This window comes from Nocardioides ultimimeridianus (genome assembly GCF_054777895.1).
Window position 1 is genome coordinate 64,719 of sequence record NZ_BAAHAB010000007.1, and the last position, 15,960, is coordinate 80,678.

The 15,960-nt window shown below is 71.3% G+C and carries 14 protein-coding genes; 10 read left to right on the forward strand and 4 right to left on the reverse strand.

Going from position 1 to position 15,960, the window contains the following annotated elements:
• Positions 1-46: 46 nt before the first annotated feature.
• Positions 47-2,143, reverse strand: a complete 2,097-nt coding sequence (locus ACYU8V_RS07140; protein ID WP_460846233.1) for a phosphoadenylyl-sulfate reductase — start codon at positions 2,141-2,143, stop codon at positions 47-49.
• A gap of 130 nt (positions 2,144-2,273) precedes the next feature.
• Between ACYU8V_RS07140 and ACYU8V_RS07145 the strand changes: the two genes are divergently transcribed.
• The 9 genes from ACYU8V_RS07145 (at position 2,274) to ACYU8V_RS07185 (ending at position 12,577) form a co-directional block, all read left to right on the forward strand.
• Positions 2,274-3,317 carry a hypothetical protein gene (locus ACYU8V_RS07145; RefSeq protein WP_460846234.1) on the forward strand — a complete coding sequence of 348 codons (1,044 nt, stop codon included), beginning with the start codon at positions 2,274-2,276 and terminating at the stop codon, positions 3,315-3,317.
• Entirely contained in the window at positions 3,314-4,036 is a 723-nt protein-coding gene (locus tag ACYU8V_RS07150; protein WP_460846235.1) for a glycosyltransferase family A protein, read from the forward strand. Before ACYU8V_RS07145 ends, ACYU8V_RS07150 begins: the two co-directional genes overlap by 4 nt.
• 12 nt (positions 4,037-4,048) lie before the next feature.
• The gene (ftsY, locus tag ACYU8V_RS07155) at positions 4,049-5,179 is read left to right on the forward strand and encodes a signal recognition particle-docking protein FtsY (RefSeq protein WP_460846236.1); all 1,131 of its coding nucleotides are present in this window, start codon (positions 4,049-4,051) and stop codon (positions 5,177-5,179) included.
• Between the two features lie 136 nt (positions 5,180-5,315).
• Complete coding sequence (locus ACYU8V_RS07160) at positions 5,316-6,620, forward strand: ammonium transporter (RefSeq protein ID WP_460846238.1); 1,305 nt, start codon at positions 5,316-5,318, stop codon at positions 6,618-6,620.
• Positions 6,617-6,955, forward strand: coding sequence for a P-II family nitrogen regulator (locus tag ACYU8V_RS07165; protein ID WP_460846240.1), 339 nt, complete (start codon positions 6,617-6,619; stop codon positions 6,953-6,955). The genes ACYU8V_RS07160 and ACYU8V_RS07165 overlap by 4 nt, the downstream gene beginning before the upstream one ends.
• A 77-nt stretch (positions 6,956-7,032) precedes the next feature.
• Complete coding sequence (locus tag ACYU8V_RS07170) at positions 7,033-8,322, forward strand: ammonium transporter (protein WP_460846242.1); 1,290 nt, start codon at positions 7,033-7,035, stop codon at positions 8,320-8,322.
• A 25-nt stretch (positions 8,323-8,347) separates the two neighbouring features.
• Positions 8,348-10,579, forward strand: a complete 2,232-nt coding sequence (locus ACYU8V_RS07175; RefSeq protein WP_460846244.1) for a [protein-PII] uridylyltransferase — start codon at positions 8,348-8,350, stop codon at positions 10,577-10,579.
• A gap of 55 nt (positions 10,580-10,634) precedes the next feature.
• Positions 10,635-12,212, forward strand: coding sequence for a signal recognition particle protein (ffh, locus tag ACYU8V_RS07180; protein WP_460846246.1), 1,578 nt, complete (start codon positions 10,635-10,637; stop codon positions 12,210-12,212).
• The gene (locus tag ACYU8V_RS07185) at positions 12,212-12,577 is read left to right on the forward strand and encodes an NYN domain-containing protein (protein WP_460846247.1); all 366 of its coding nucleotides are present in this window, start codon (positions 12,212-12,214) and stop codon (positions 12,575-12,577) included. Before ffh ends, ACYU8V_RS07185 begins: the two co-directional genes overlap by 1 nt.
• Before the next feature lie 11 nt (positions 12,578-12,588).
• Here the strand turns inward: ACYU8V_RS07185 and ACYU8V_RS07190 are convergent, their stop codons facing one another.
• Both ACYU8V_RS07190 and ACYU8V_RS07195 read right to left on the reverse strand, forming a co-directional pair.
• Entirely contained in the window at positions 12,589-13,200 is a 612-nt protein-coding gene (locus ACYU8V_RS07190) for a hypothetical protein (RefSeq protein ID WP_460846249.1), read from the reverse strand.
• A 146-nt stretch (positions 13,201-13,346) separates the two neighbouring features.
• A complete protein-coding gene (locus tag ACYU8V_RS07195) occupies positions 13,347-14,228 on the reverse strand; it encodes a VanW family protein (protein WP_460846250.1) in 882 nt (293 codons plus the stop codon).
• 61 nt (positions 14,229-14,289) lie between these two features.
• Between ACYU8V_RS07195 and ACYU8V_RS07200 the strand changes: the two genes are divergently transcribed.
• The gene (locus ACYU8V_RS07200) at positions 14,290-15,363 is read left to right on the forward strand and encodes an amidohydrolase family protein (RefSeq protein ID WP_460846251.1); all 1,074 of its coding nucleotides are present in this window, start codon (positions 14,290-14,292) and stop codon (positions 15,361-15,363) included.
• Here the strand turns inward: ACYU8V_RS07200 and ACYU8V_RS07205 are convergent.
• Positions 15,340-15,960 carry a hypothetical protein gene (locus tag ACYU8V_RS07205; RefSeq protein WP_460846253.1) on the reverse strand — a complete coding sequence of 207 codons (621 nt, stop codon included), beginning with the start codon at positions 15,958-15,960 and terminating at the stop codon, positions 15,340-15,342. The two genes, ACYU8V_RS07200 and ACYU8V_RS07205, sit on opposite strands and share 24 nt — an antisense overlap.

Sequence of the window (15,960 nt, forward strand, 5' to 3'; positions counted from 1 at the left end):
GTCGGTGCTGTATCCGGTGCTATCCGGTGCTGTGTGCCGGTGCTGGTCAGACGGTGGCCGACGCCGGGACCGGCGGGGCCTCGTGCTGGTGCTCCTTGTTCCACGCCGAGAGGGCGGGGATCTTGGCCAGGTCGCAGCGGTCGGCGTACTTCCGGGTGATCTCGGTGACCTCCTCCATCAGGCCCTGGGACAGGGTGATGGGGTCGAGGCCGAGGTGCAGGAAGCGGTCGTTGGCGACGTGCAGCTCGTTCTCGTCGGCCTCGTTGCGCGGGTTCGGCATCAGCGCGACGTCGACGCCCGTGCGGTCCGAGATCATCTTCGCCAGGTCGCGGACCCGGTGGGTCTCGGTCATCTGGTTGAAGACCGAGACGCGGTCACCCTTGGCGGGCGGGTTCTCGATCGCGATCTGGACGCACTTGACCGTGTCCTGCACGTGGATGAACGCGCGGGTCTGGCCACCGGTGCCGTGCACCGTCAGCGGGTAGTTGATCGCGGCCTGCATGAGGAAGCGGTTGAGGACCGTGCCGTAGTCGCCGTCGTAGTCGAAGCGGTTGATGAGCCGCTCGTCCATCTTGGTCTCGGCGGTCTGGGTGCCCCACACGATGCCCTGGTGCAGGTCGGTGGCCCGGATGTGGTCGTTCTTCGCGTAGTAGGCGAAGAGCAGCTGGTCCTGGGTCTTGGTCAGGTGGTAGATCGAGCCCGGGTTGGCCGGGTACAGGATCTCCTGCTCGACCAGGCCGTTCTCGCCCGCGTCGACCTGGACGGTCAGGTAGCCCTCGGGGATCTGCATGCCCGCGGTGCCGTAGCCGTAGACGCCCATGGTGCCGAGGTGGACGACGTGGATGTCCTGACCGGACTCCACGACGGCCGCCAGCACGTTGTTGGTGGCGTTGAGGTTGTTCGAGACCGTGTAGCGCTTGTGGTAGCTCGACTTCATCGAGTACGGAGCCGCCCGCTGCTCGGCGAAGTGCACGATCGCGTCCGGCTGGAAGTCCTCGATGAGGGTCAGCAGCCGGTGGTAGTTCTCGGCCACGTTGAAGTTGTGGAACGAGATGTCCTTGCCCGTGACCTCCTTCCACGCCCGCAGCCGCTCGCCCATCGGGCGGATCGGCGTGAGCGAGGAGACCTCGAGCTCGGTGTCGATGTTGCGACGCGAGAGGTTGTCGACGATCGCGACCTCGTAGCCCTGCGCAGACAGGTGCAACGCGGTCGGCCATCCGCAGAAGCCGTCCCCTCCGAGGATCAGTGCCCGCATTGCCTTCCCTTCGTTCGGTGATTCCATGCTCGGCGCAGCATCGGGCTGCGCCTGGTCGTTCTGCTGGTCGTTCTGGTGGTCGTTCTGGTCGTTCCTGGTCGCCGCGGGTGCCGGGGTGGCCTCCTGCGGCTGCTTCTTGCCAGTCTCGGTGACGACGGTGTCGATCCGGGGGATCTCGCCGCTCGCGACCCGCTCGAACTTCCCGGTGAGCGGGTTGATGTGGATGCCGCACTCCTTGACGGTGTCGACCTCCCACCACCAGCGGCCGGCGCGCTCGTCCTCGCCGGGCGAGATCGCCCGGGTGCAGGGCGCGCAGCCGATGCTGGTGTAGCCCTTGGAGTGCAACGCGTTCACCGGCACGCGGTGGTCCTTGATGTAGGCCCAGACCTGGTCCTTGGTCCAGTCCAGCATCGGCAGGAACTTCTGCAGGCCGTGGCTCTCGTCGTACGACGACACCTCGAGATCGCGCCGCGTCACGCTCTGCTCGCGGCGCAGCCCGGCGATCCAGGCCCGCTTGCCCTCGAGCTGGCGCGCCAGCGGCTTGACCTTGCGGACGCCGCAGCAGCCCTCGCGGTTCTCGACGCTCTCGTAGAAGCCGTTCTGGCCGTTCTCGCGGACCCAGTCGGCGACCTCGGTCGGGTCGGGGCTGACCATCGTGATCACGCCGCCGTAGCGCCGGTGCACGTTCTGGGCGAGCGCGTGGGTCTCCTCGGGCAGGCGCCCGGTGTCGAGGCTGAAGACCTCGATGTCGAGCCCGTGCCGCGCGATGAGGTCGGTCATCACCATCGCCTCGGGACCGAAGGCGTTGGCCAGCGTGGCCGGGCTCCAGTCGCGTTCGATCTCTTGGAGGAGCGCAAGCGTGCTGCTCAGCGCTTCGCTGTAATCCAAGAGGTTGCTCCGTGGGTGCTTCGACGGTGTGACGACGGTGGTGAAGGCGTGCCGATGCTAGCATCGGCGCCCGATGAGATGGTTGCCCGCACGTCGTAGGACAGCCGTCACATCGCTTCTCGACGCCCTGGTGCATCCGCGCTTCTACGCGGCCCAGACCGGCCTCGACCCGCTGCTCGCCCCTGCCGAGGCGCTCGCGCACTTCCGGGCGGAGGGACAGGCGGCCGGAGCCCGGGTGACGGCCCTGTTCCAGCCCTCCTTCTACTGCGCCGCGGCCGCGGCGGCCGGCATCGAGGTCGAGGGCGACCCGTTCGACCACTGGCTCTCGGTGGGCGCGGAGCGCCGGATCGTCCCGACGCCCCTGTACGACGAGGCGCACTATCGCGCCCACCACCCCGAGCTGCGCGCCGACCGGTGGGGCTTCGCCGACTTCGTCACCGACGGCTGCTACCGGCTCGACCGGCGCCCCACGGCGTACGTGCAGAGCTACGGCGCGCGCGTACCGGAACAGGCCCGCGCCCGTCAGGACCCCGTGCTGCTGACCGGGATGCTGCATCGGTGCGACGAGTACGACCTGCGCACGACCTCCTGGCTCGAGTCCGGGATCGCCGCCGTCGCGGCGAAGGTGGACCGGCTCGCGAGCGGGCCCGTCGCCGACCTGGTGGCGCGCGCGGTGGCGATCGAGCCGGCCATCGGCGAGGTGGCGCTGCCGCTGCGGACCGCGAGCTGGCCGCCGCACCTGCACTGGGACTCGCTGACGGTGGCGGCCGCCGAGGCCGTCCGCCGCTCCCTGCCCTCGCCGCGGGCCGACGCGGTCGTGTTCCTGCCCGACGACGGCTCCGCCGCCGAGGTCGACCTCCCCGGTCGCGTGCTGCGGGTGGCGTGCACGGATGCGGCGGCGGCCACGGCCGCGGGGGACGAGAGCGCCGTCGACCTGCGTCCGTTCCTGGAGCGGCTGGGTCCGCGTCAGCGGGTCCAGGTGGTGCTGGACCTGGTGCGGGGCGTCGCCCCGGCCCACGTGGTGGTGCTGGAGAACGTCCTCGCGACCCGGATGCTGGCCCGCTACGGCCGCCCGCTCGCCAACACGATGACGGTGTCGGGCACGGTCGACGGCCGCGACGCCGACCTCGGCGCGTTCGTCGAGGCCCAGCGGCGCAGGGACGAGGGCGCATGAGCGACATCACGGCCGTGATGACCGGCCACAACGAGGGCGAGCTGCTCGTCACGTCCTGGCGCAGCATGCTCGCCGCCGCCGACCACGCGCGCGCCGCCGGCCTGAGCGTCGACTTCCTGGTCATGCTCGACCGGCCCGACGAGGCGACCGTCGCCGCGGTCGAGGTCATGCGCGACCGGGCGCGGATCGAGGTGCTCGACCTCGGCGACCACGGCATCGTGCGCAACGAGGCGATCGCGCTGGCCGCGGGGGAGTACGTCGCCTTCCTGGACGGCGACGACCTGTGGAGCGAGAACTGGCTGACGGCGGCGTACGACGTCTGCCGTGCCGACCCCGACCGCGTCGTCGCGCACCCCGCGCTGAACTGGTTCTTCGAGGGCCAGTCCAACCTGTTCTTCATCGCCGACCAGGAGGACCCCGACCTGGACGCGGGCGCCTTCCTGCGGATCGCGAACCCGTGGGACCAGCTGTGCATGGCCTCGCGCGCGCTGCACCTGGCCCACCCCTACCCGGCGCGCGACCTCGCGGTCGGCTACGCCTACGTCGACTGGAGCTGGAACCTGGCCACGGTCGAGGCGGGCTGCGTCCACCGGGTGGTCGAGGACACGATCCACTTCAAGCGTCGCCGCTCCACCTCCCAGCTGACCCTGGCCCAGGCCGCCTCGACGCTCCCGTGGCCCAGCACCCTGCACAGTTGGGGAGAGCAGCCGTCGGGCTGATTGGATAGCGCCATGGCTGAATGGCTCTACCTCGTCATCGGGATCGCCGTCGTCGGCGTGCTCGCGATCGCCGGCTTCGTCACGACGGCGGTACGTCGCAAGGCGCCCGGCCCGCTGGCCGCGCCGCCCGCCCCGGCACCGGTCGAGGCGCCCGCGGAGCCGACCGCGGAGCCGACCGCTCCCGTCGAGGAGCCCGTGCAGGAGCCGGCCGCTCCCACGCTGGAGAGGCCGGAGAAGGTCGGCAGCCGGCTGCAGCGCCTGCGCGCCCGGCTCGCGGGCTCCGGCACCCTCGGCAAGGGGCTGCTCGGCCTGCTCAGTCGCGACCAGCTCGACGAGGACACCTGGGAGGCCATCGAGGACCTCCTCATCGGCGCTGACCTCGGCGTCGCGCCGACCCAGGAGCTGGTTGAGAAGCTGCGCACCCGCCTGCGCGTCGAGGGCGGCACGACCAGCCCGCGCGACGTCCTGCGCGAGGAGCTGATCGCCCTGGTCGGTCCCGAGATGGACCGCGCGCTGCGGGTCAGCGGCGCCGACGGCAAGCCGGGCGTGGTGCTGATGGTCGGGGTCAACGGCACCGGCAAGACCACCACCTGCGGCAAGCTCGCCCGGATCCTGGTCTCCGAGGACCGCAAGACCGTCCTCGGCGCGGCCGACACCTTCCGCGCGGCCGCGGCCGAGCAGCTGACCACCTGGGGCGAGCGGGTCGGCGTCGACGTCGTCCGCGGCCCGGAGGGCACCGACCCCGCGAGCGTCGCGTTCGATGCCGTCAAGGAGGGCATCGACACCGGTGCCGACACCGTCATCGTCGACACCGCGGGCCGCCTGCAGAACAAGGCCGGCCTGATGGACGAGCTGGGCAAGGTCAAGCGCGTCATCGAGAAGCAGACCCCGGTCACCGAGGTCCTGCTGGTCCTCGACGCCACCACCGGCCAGAACGGCCTCGTGCAGGCCAAGGTCTTCTCCGAGGTCGTCGACGTCAGCGGCATCGCCCTGACCAAGCTCGACGGCTCGGCCAAGGGCGGCATCGTCGTCGCGGTCCAGCGCCAGCTCGGCGTACCGGTCAAGCTGGTGGGTCTGGGCGAGGGCCCCGACGACCTGGCGCCCTTCGATCCGGCCGCGTTCGTCGACGCGCTGCTGGGGTGACCTGCGTCATCTGCTCGTAACAAACGGGAGAGACTCGTTTCTTGCCCGAAACAAGTCACGGCCTGACGCGAAATCTCACACCTTCACTGTTGGCGCAACGGCGGCAAACCTTGCCGCAGCTGAAAGTGGAGGTCTCATGGACAACGGCTATTACGCCTGGATGATCGTGGCCACGGCCCTCGTCCTCATGATGACCACCCCCGCACTCGCACTGTTCTACGGCGGCATGACCCGCTCCAAGAGCGTGCTCAACATGATGATGATGTCGTACCTCGCCATGGGCGTCATCGGCATCGTCTTCGTGCTGTGGGGCTGGTCCGTGGGGTGGGACGGGTTCAACAACGGCAAGCTGATCGGCAACCCGACGCAGCTGTTCGAGCTGCACCACGTCGACCCGAGCAACTACATCTACGTGCTCTTCCAGCTCACGTTCGCGGCCATCACCGCGGCGCTGATCTCGGGCTCGATCGCCGACCGCGTGAAGATCTCCTCCTGGATCGTCTTCATCATCGGCTGGGTGACGCTGGCCTACTTCCCGATCGCGCACAACGTCTGGGCGGGCGGCTGGCTCTACAAGCACTTCCCGAACCTGGACTACGCCGGCGGCACGGTCGTCCACATCAACGCCGGTATCGCCGGCGGTGTCCTCGCGCTGATCATCGGCAAGCGGATCGGCTTCAACAAGGACCCGATGCGTCCGCACAACCTGACGCTCACCATGATCGGCGCCGGCCTGCTCTGGTTCGGCTGGTACGGCTTCAACGTCGGCTCGATCGTCTTCACCAGCGACGCGCTGGGCGACCCGGCCAAGTTCGCCGCCCAGTTCCAGGCCGAGACCGGTGCGACCTTCATGAACACCACCCTGGCCACCATGGCCGCCATGCTCGGCTGGCTCGTGATCGAGCGGATCCTGCACGGCAAGGCCACCTCGCTCGGTGCCGCCTCCGGTGTCGTCGCGGGTCTGGTCGCCATCACCCCGTCCTGTGGCGCGGTGGACATCAACGGTGCGCTGATCATCGGCGTCCTCGCCGGCATCCTCTGTGCGCTGGCCGTCAACCTGAAGTACAAGATCGGCCTGGACGACTCGCTCGACGTGGTCGGCGTCCACCTCACCGGCGGTATCTTCGGTGCCCTCGCGATCGGCTTCCTGGGCACCCGCACCGGCTCGCCGCAGGGCGCTGACGGTCTGTTCACCGACCAGCACGGCAACCTGATGAACGGCATCTTCCACGGTGGCGACCTCACGCTCCTCGGCCACCAGGCCGCTGGAGTTCTGTTCACCCTGGTCGTCTCCGGTGTCGTCACCGCCGTCCTCGGCCTGGCGATCAAATACACTATGGGCTGGCGCATCTCCGAGGAGGCCGAGGTCGAGGGCATCGACTCCGACCAGCACGGTGAGTCCGCCTACGACCTCGCACCCGGATCGGGAGTTCTCTCATGAAGCTCGTCACCGCAGTCATCAAGCCGCACAAGTGGGAGGACGTCCGGGAGGCTCTCGAGACCTTCGGCGTGACCGGCATGACGGTCAGCGAGGTCAGCGGCTACGGCCGCCAGAAGGGCCACACGGAGGTCTACCGGGGCGCGGAGTACGACATCGCCCTGGTCCCGAAGATCCGCATCGAGATCGTGGTCGACGACGAGGACTCCGAGGACATCGTGGGTCTCATCGTCAAGACCGCGCAGACCGGCCGGATCGGCGACGGCAAGGTCTGGGTCAGCCCGATCGAGACCGTCGTCCGGGTCCGCACCGGCGACACCAACTCCGCGGCGCTCTGACCTAGGGCTCGTCCCACCCAATGGCCCTGTGCGAGGTCCGTTACATTCCCGTAACAGACCTCGCACAGGGTTTGCGCATGACGAATCCCGGAGTGGCTGCGGGCGACACCGCGTGGATGCTCGCCGCGAGTGCCTTGGTCCTGCTGATGGTGCCCGGCCTGGCCTTCTTCTACGGCGGCATGGTCCGCGCCAAGAGCGTGCTCAACATGATGATGATGGTGTTCGGCGCACTCGCCGTGGTCACCGTCGTGTGGGTGCTGGTCGGCTACTCGCTGGCGTTCGGCAAGGACCTCGGCGGCGGCCTGATCGGCGACCCGAGCCAGTTCTTCGCGTTCAAGGGGATGCTCGACCCGGTCGAGGGGGCCATGTCGACTCCGTACCCCTCGACGCTGTTCGCCATGTTCCAGGGCCTGTTCGGCGTGGTGACGGTGGCGCTGATCGCCGGTGCGATCGCGGACCGCACGCGCTTCGGCACCTGGCTGATCTTCTGCGCGATCTGGACGGTCGTCGTCTACGCGCCCGTGGCGCACTGGATCTTCGCGGCCGGCAGCGGCTGGATGACCGACAAGCTGCACGCGCTGGACTTCGCCGGAGGTACGGCGGTCGAGATCAACTCCGGCGCCGCCGGACTCGCCGCGGCGCTGGTGCTCGGCCAGCGGGTCGGCTTCGGGCGTGACCCGATGAAGCCGCACAACCTGACCCTGGTCATGATCGGCGCCGGCCTGCTCTGGTTCGGCTGGTTCGGGTTCAACTCGGGCTCGGCCCTGGCGGCGAACAACACCGCGGCGATCGTCTTCGTCAACACCATGCTCGCCGGGTGCACCGGCCTGCTGGCCTGGCTCGGCGTCGAGCGCTGGCGCGACGGCCACGCGACCTCCTTCGGCGCCGCCTCCGGCGCAGTCGCCGGCCTGGTCGCGATCACTCCGGCCTGCGGCTACGTCACGCCACTCGGCGCGATGGCCGTCGGCGTCGTGGCGGGCGTCGTGTGCGCGGCGGCCGTGGGCCTGAAGTACCACTTCGGGTACGACGACTCCCTCGACGTCGTGGGCGTCCACCTCGTCGGCGGCCTGGTCGGCACGATCCTGATCGGCCTGCTCGCAGAGCGGCGGGTCGCCGGCCTGGACGGACTGTTCTACGGCGGCGGGGCCGACCAGCTCGTCAAGCAGCTGGTCGCCGCCGGCGCCGCCCTCGCCTACTCCTTCGTCGTCACCGGCATCATCGTGTGGCTGCTGGAGAGGACCATCGGGTTCCGCATCGACGGTGAGCACGAGGTGGCCGGCGTCGACCTGGTCATCCACGCCGAGGCGGCCTACGACCTGCACGCGTCGACGGGGCGGCCGCACTTCAGCGGCGGCGCCCTCCACTAGCGTTGAGCGAGATGAACGGAACGACGTGACCGCAGCCGACCGACTCGAGCGCACCCAGCTCGCCGACCAGCTCTGCATCGCCGCCTACGAGCAGGCGAGCGGGCCGGAGGTGGGCTTCGCGCTGGTGGCGGTCGGCGGCTACGGTCGCGGCGAGCTGGCGCCGTACTCCGACCTGGACGTGGTCCTGGTCGCCGACGAGGCCGCGGACCGGGCGATGTTCAACGAGCTCGGCTCGACGCTGTGGTACCCGCTGTGGGACTCCGGCCAGCAGATCGACCACTCGGTCCGGCTGCTGCCCGAGATGCTCGCCGCCGCTGACGACGACCTGCGGGTCGCCTCCGGGCTGCTCGACATCCGCCACGTCGCCGGCGACCCGAACCTCACCCTGCAGGCGCGGTCGCTCCTGCTCGCGCAGTGGCGGCGCAAGGCCCGCGAGCGGCTGCCCGCGCTGGAGGAGCTGACCAGGGCCCGGCACGCCCGGGTCGGCGAGCTCGCGCACCTCTCGGTGCCCGACCTCAAGGAGGCCGAGGGCGGTCTGCGCGACGCCACGGTGCTCAACAGCCTGGTCGCGACCTGGCTGGTGGACGTACCCGCGGCCGACCTGCAGCGCTGCCGCGGCCAGCTGCTCGACGTACGCGACGCCCTGCACGCGGTGGCCGGGCGCAGCTCGGACCGCGTGACTCCGGAGTACTGGCCGGGCCTGGCGGATCTGCTCGAGCTGCCCGACGACGTCGCCGCTCAGCGGCACGTGCGCGAGCTGGGCCGGCGGATCACCCACCTGTCGCGGCTGGCCTGGCGGCGGACCGACGACGTGCTGCGGCGCGGACGCGCCGGGGGGTCGCGCAAGCCGGAGCTGGCCCCGGTCGCGCCCGGCGTGGCGCTGTCGCGCGGGGAGATCACCCTGGCCGCGGGCGCCCAGCCGTCGCGCGATCCCGTCCTGCTGCTCCGCGCCGCCGCCGAGGCCGCCACCCGTGACGCCGTGCTGGCGCCCCCGACCGCGGCCCGCCTCGCGGCGGAGGCCGCGCCCCTGCCGTGCCCGTGGCCCGACGAGGCGCGCCAGGAGTTCGTCCGCCTGATCGGCGCCGGCCGCGGCCTGCTGCCGGTGTGGGAGACGCTGGAGGAGACCGGCGCCCTGGCCGCGATCCTGCCCGAGTGGGAGCGGATCCGGCTGCTTCCGCACGCCTCGGTCATCCACCGCTTCACCGTCGACCGGCACGTCGTCGAGACCTGCATCGAGGCCGCCTCGCTGATCCGCTCGGTGTCGCGCCCCGACGTGCTCCTCGTCGCGGCGCTGCTACATGACATCGGCAAGGGCGGCGTCACCGAGCACAGCGTCGCGGGCGCGCCCATCGCCCGCGAGATCGCGACCCGGATGGGCTTCTCGCCCGACGAGGTCGACCTCGTCGCCGAGCTCGTGCGCTGGCACCTGCTGCTCGCCCAGGTCGCGACCACCCGCGACCCCGACGACCCGGCCACCGTCGAGGCGATCACCGAGCGCCTGCGTACGCCGGAGGCGATCGCGCTGCTCGCCGCGCTGACCGAGGCCGACGCCAAGGCCGCCTCCCCGCAGGCCTGGACCTCGTGGCGGGCGGGCCTGGTCCACGACCTCGCGCGTCGCGCGACCGCGGTGCTCGAGCAGGGGAGCGTCCCGCGGGCGATGGCCGTGGAGGAGATCGAGATCCCGGCGGCCGCGCGCAAGCACGGCATGTCGATCACCGTGGAGCAGGCGGGCGACGGTGCGCGCGTCACGGTCGTCTCCAAGGACCGGATCGGGCTGCTCGCCGACGTCGCCGCGGTCTTCGCGCTGCACCGGATCCGGGTGCGCGCGGCACGCATCTGGTCGCCGGAGGAGTTCGCGGTGTCGGTGTGGGACGTGGCCGAGGGGCACCTCGAGTCGGGTGCCCTCCAGGACCGCTTCGACAGCATCGTCGAGGGCCGCGTCGACCCGGCCCGGCGGCTCGCCCCGCGGGCGAGCTCGGGCGCGTCGCTCGCGCCCACCGTCGTCGTACGCCCCGAGGCCAGCGAGCAGGCCACCGTCATCGAGGTCCGCACCGCCGACCAGCTCGGCGTCGTCTACCTGGTGTGCTCGGCGCTCGCCGACCTCGGCATCTCGGTCCGGTCCGCGCACGTCTCGACGCTCGGGCCGCAGGCCGTCGACGTCTTCTACGTCCAGGAGGCCTCGGCCGGGGCGCTCTCCGAGACGCGGGCCGCCTCGGCGGCGTACGCGATCAGGGAGCGATTGACGTCCGAGGACTGACCGACCCGTAAACTCATCGAGTTGCCCGCCGTACGACGACTCAGGAACTCACACCTTGTTCGCGACACTCTCCGACCGCCTCTCCGCGACGTTCAAGAACCTCCGCGGCAAGGGCCGGCTCTCCGAAGCCGACATCGACGCCACCGCGCGCGAGATCCGCATCGCGCTGCTGGAGGCGGATGTCGCGCTGCCCGTGGTCAAGGACTTCGTCGCGGCCGTCAAGGAGCGCGCCCGCTCCGAGGAGGTCTCCGGCGCCCTCAACCCGGCGCAGCAGATCGTCAAGATCGTCAACGAGGAGCTCGTCACCATCCTCGGTGGGGAGACCCGCCGGCTGCGCTACGCCAAGAGCGGCCCGACCGTCATCATGCTCGCCGGCCTCCAGGGTGCCGGCAAGACGACGCTGGCCGCGAAGCTCGCCCGCTGGCTCAAGGAACAGGGCAAGTCCCCGCTGCTCGTGGCCTGTGACCTGCAGCGGCCCAACGCGGTCAACCAGCTCCAGGTCAACGGCGAGCGCGCCGGCGTACCCGTCTTCGCCCCGGAGCCCGGCAACGGCACCGGCGACCCGGTGGCCGTCGCCCGCGAGTCGATCGAGGAGGCCAAGCGCAAGCTGTACGACGTCGTCATCGTCGACACCGCCGGCCGCCTGGGCGTCGACACCGAGATGATGAGCCAGGCCGCGGCCATCCGCGACGCGGTCACGCCCGACGAGGTCCTCTTCGTCGTCGACGCGATGATCGGTCAGGACGCGCTGACCACGGCGCAGGCGTTCCTCGACGGCGTCGGGTACGACGGCGTCGTCCTCACCAAGCTCGACGGCGACGCCCGCGGTGGCGCCGCCCTGTCGATCCGCCAGGTCACCGGTCGCCCGGTGATGTTCGCGTCGACCGGTGAGAAGCTCGAGGACTTCGACGTCTTCCACCCCGACCGGATGGCGTCGCGCATCCTCGACATGGGCGACATGATGACCCTGATCGAGCAGGCCGAGAAGGCCTTCGACCAGGAGCAGGCGCTCAAGGCCGCGCAGAAGCTGACCGGCCAGGGCGGCGAGTTCACCCTCGACGACTTCCTCGAGCAGATGCAGCAGCTGCGCAAGCTCGGCTCGATGCAGAAGATCCTCGGGATGCTGCCCGGCATGGGCCAGATCCGCGAGCAGCTGGAGAACTTCGACGAGCGCGAGATCGACCGGGTCGAGGCGATCATCCGCTCGATGACCCCCGCCGAGCGCGCCAACCCCAAGCTCATCGACGGCTCGCGCCGGGCCCGCATCGCCAAGGGCTCGGGCCGGCAGGTCTCGGACGTGAACGGCCTGGTCGACCGCTTCTTCGAGGCGCGCAAGATGATGATGCAGATGGCCCGCGGTGGCGGCATGCCCGGCATGCCGGGGATGCCCGGCATGGGCGGCGCCGGCGGCGGCAAGCGCGTCACGGCCAAGCAGAAGGCCAAGCAGCAGGCCAAGGGCGGCAAGCGCCGCTCCGGCAACCCGGCGAAGGCCGCGCAGGAGGCCGCTGCGGCTGAGAAGCGGGCGGCCGAGCGTCCCGCCGCGAACCCCTTCGGCATCGGCCAGGACATCGACTACGAGGCGGCTGCGGCCAACCTCGAGCTCCCCAAGGACTTCTCCAAGTTCCTGAAGTGATGTCCACGCTCATCGTCGACGGGGCCAACGTCGTCGGTGCGCGTCCGGACGGGTGGTGGAAGGACCGCGCGGGTGCCGCCCGGCGGCTGCACGAGGCGCTGCTCGTCGCCGACATCGAGTACGACGCCGTCGTGCTCGTGCTCGAGGGGCAGGCCAAGGGCGGGGTGCGGGCGGGCCGGGACGCCCACGTGCGCACCGTGCACGCCCCCAAGGACGGCGACGCGACCATCGTCGAGCAGGCCCGGGTCGCCGCCGAGAGGGGCGGCCGGGTCGTGGTCGTCACCGCCGACCGAGCGCTGGACGCCCGGGTGCACGGGGTCGGGGCCACGACGCTGTCGCCGAGCTGGCTGCTCGACCGGCTCTGACCCGGGCTGACTCAGCCCAGACCGGCGGCGGCGGCGTACCAGCTCCGCGCGCCGGCCGCGATGTCGGCCCGCGAGGGCCCGCCGCCGGGCGGGAGCGCTGCCCCGAGGTAGTACTCGTAGCCGCCGATCGTGAACACGACGTTGAGGCTGTGGTTGGTGTTCGTGGCCCCGGCGCGGGGGACCTGGTCGAAGCCGATGGCCCCGGGGACACCCGGCACCGGGAACGTCCGCGTGGTCACCTCTTTGGCCATCGAGCGCTCGTCGTCGCGGTACGTCGCCGCGGCCCGCGCCGACCCGAAGTGCATGACCCGGGCCATCCCGCCCGTGCCGTGGACGGTCAGGAACTGGATGCCGACACCGTCGACACCCAGCCGGGTCCCCTCGTCGCCGGGTGCCTTCGCGGCGAACTCGGCGGCGGTGTCCATCTCGGGAGCACCGTCCGCGGACCCGAAGTCCTGCTCCGCGCGGAGCCGGTCCAGCAGTGCGCTGTCGGCCGCGGACGTCGTCGGGGACGGCGTCACGGACGTGGCCGGCGTCGCGGTGTCCGACCCGCCGCAGGCCGACAGGCCGGCTGCCAGGGTGCCGACGATGAGGACGGCTGCTGCGGCTCGATGCGTGTCCATGGGTCCTCCTGAGACTCCGGTCGAGGGAGCTCGACCCCTGACTCGACGGTAGGACCGGATGCGGTCGGAGGTCGCGGGTGCTGGCACGACTCCTGGCGGCGGCTGCCCACCCCGGCTGCCCACCCCGGCTGCCCACGCCGGCCTGCTCAGGGGACGTCGATGATGAGCTCCTCGGCGGGCAGGTACCTCACCTCCGCGCAGTTGGTCTTGAGCAGCTCCTCGCCGACCGTGTTCCCGGTGCGCCGGGAGATGACGGTCCGCCAGATCTCGTTGCGCCGGTACACCCGGCCCTCGTGCCGCAGGAACGCCTCGTCGCGCGCCTCGACCCGGTAGGAGTGCTCGGTCGCGGTGTCGGCGCGGAGCTCGCCGCGCAGGTGCCGGTCGTCGACCCAGGTGCGCAGCTCGAAGGTGTGCTCGGTGTCGTTGCGGACCACGAGGTCGACGTAGTTGTAGACGATCGAGCAGCCCACGCCCCACGGCAGCACCCGGCCCTTGTCGGGGAACGGGTCGAAGGAGTGCTCGGAGCGCTCCAGGATCGTCAGCGGGCTGTGCAGGAACATCCAGTGCAGCAGGTTGGCGAGCTGGCAGATCCCACCGCCCACGCCGGCGATCGCGCGTCCGTTGGACAGCCGCATGCCCTCGACGTACCCCTTGCGGCGGGTGCAGTTGCCGACCACCTTGTTGAAGGAGAACGTCTCGCCGGGCCGGATCAGGATGCGATCGGTGCGCGCCGAGGCGAGGCGCAGGTTCGTGACCTTGTTGCGCTGCAGCACCATCTCGTCCTCGGAGAGCTCCCGCATCAGCAGCGACGAGTGCTTGACCAGCCGGACCGGGAGGTCCTCGTCGACGCGGCCCGCCGCCCAGGTGTCGTCGGAGGTGGCCCACCGGACGTGCCGGCGCAGCTGGTGGGCGCGCACGGCGGCGGGGTAGAGGGCGGGGTACCGCTCCGAGAGGCGCGGACGCCCGGTCACGCGCTCGGGGATGGTGAAGTCCGCCGGGGCGGTCGCGGGAAGGGTCATCGTGCTCATGTCCTGATGACGCCGGCCGCCGTGCTTCGGTTGCAGCGGCCGCGGTAATAGGTTCGTCGTCGTGACTGCCCTGCGTTTCACCGGCCCGGTCCTCCCCGACGGCGAGAGCCGTGAACTGTACGTCGTCGACGGCGTGATCACCTACGAGCGACCCGCCGGCGCCGAGACCGCCGCGCAGGGCTGGATCGTGCCCGGCCTCGTCGACGCCCACAACCACCTGGGCCTGGAGGACGGGGGAGCGGTCTCCGATGAGGAGATCGAGCGCACCGCGATCCTGGACCGGGACAACGGCGTCCTGCTGACGCGCGACTGCGGCTCTCCGGCCGACACCCGGTGGGTGCACGAGCGCGAGGACCTGCCGCGGCTGATCCGCTGCGGTCGCCACGTGGCCCGCACCCAGCGCTACATCAGGAACTACGGGGTCGAGGTCGAGCCCGACGCGCTGGCCGACACCGTGGGGGAGCAGGCCCTCGACGGGGACGGCTGGGTGAAGCTGGTCGGCGACTGGATCTCGCGCGAGGAGGGCGACCTGACGCCGTCCTTCCCGTCCGAGGCGGTTGCGGCGGCGATCGGCGTCGCGCACGCCCAGGGTGCCAAGGTCACGGCGCACTGCTTCGGGCCCGACTCGCTGGGTCCGCTGCTCGAGGCGGGCATCGACTGCATCGAGCACGGCACCGGGCTGACGACCGCGCACATCGAGCAGATGGTCGCGGGCGGGGTCGCGCTGGTCCCGACGGTGCTCCAGACCGACAAGTTCCCCGGCTTCGCCGAGGCGGGACGCGAGCGGTTCCCGGCGTACGCCGATCGGATGCTCGCGCTGCACGAGTCGCGTCGTGACGTGCTGATGAGCGCCTACGAGGCGGGCGTGCCGCTGTACGTCGGCAGCGACGGTGGGGGCAGCGCCCGCCACGGCGTACTGCATGAGGAGATCCGTGCGATGGCCGACATGGGCCTGCCTGCTGCGTACGTCCTCGGCGCGGCATCGTGGCGCGGCCGGGCGTGGCTCGGCTGGAACCCCGGCCTCGACGAGGGCGATCCCGCGGACTTCGTCGTCTATCCGCGGGATCCCCGCGAGGACCTGAGCGTGCTGCTCGAGCCGGCGGCCGTGGTGCTACGCGGCCGTGTTGTCGCCTGAGCCGTCGGTGGTCCCGTCGGTGCCGGCGGCGTCCTCGATCGCGGCCTCGGCGGCGTCGATGTGGGAGCGCGCGTCACGGACGTCGCTCCTCGCGCTGGACGCCGTGAGCTCGAGGGCGGCGGTCACGGCCTGGTCGAGCTCGTCCTGGGCGGCGGGCACCGTCGCGGCCGCGTCGGCGAGGTCCTCGGCGCTGTGCAGGATCGTGACGGCCAGCACGTAGTTCTCGACCCGGAAGGCCTGCAGCTGGCGGCGGGCGGTTCGTACGTCGGCGGGGGCCAGCGAGCCGGCACCGGCGGCGAGGTCCGCGAGCTGGGCGCGGTCGGTGTCGATGTTGGCGTCGAGCGCCAGCTCCTCGGTGTCGTCGAGGCTGGTGACGGCGTCGGAGCCCTCGAGGCGGGACAGACGGGCATCGAGCACGCCGATCAGGTGGGTCAGCTGCCGCGTCTGGGCCGCGGCCGCGGGTGCGGAGCCGTGGCCCCCTCCGTGGTCGCCGTGGCCGTGGCCGTGGCCGGCGGCGGTCGCCGCGGATCCGAGGGCCGGGACCAGGCCGGCTGCGGCGAGCGCGGCGACAGCCACGGTGGTGCGTCGTACGGACAT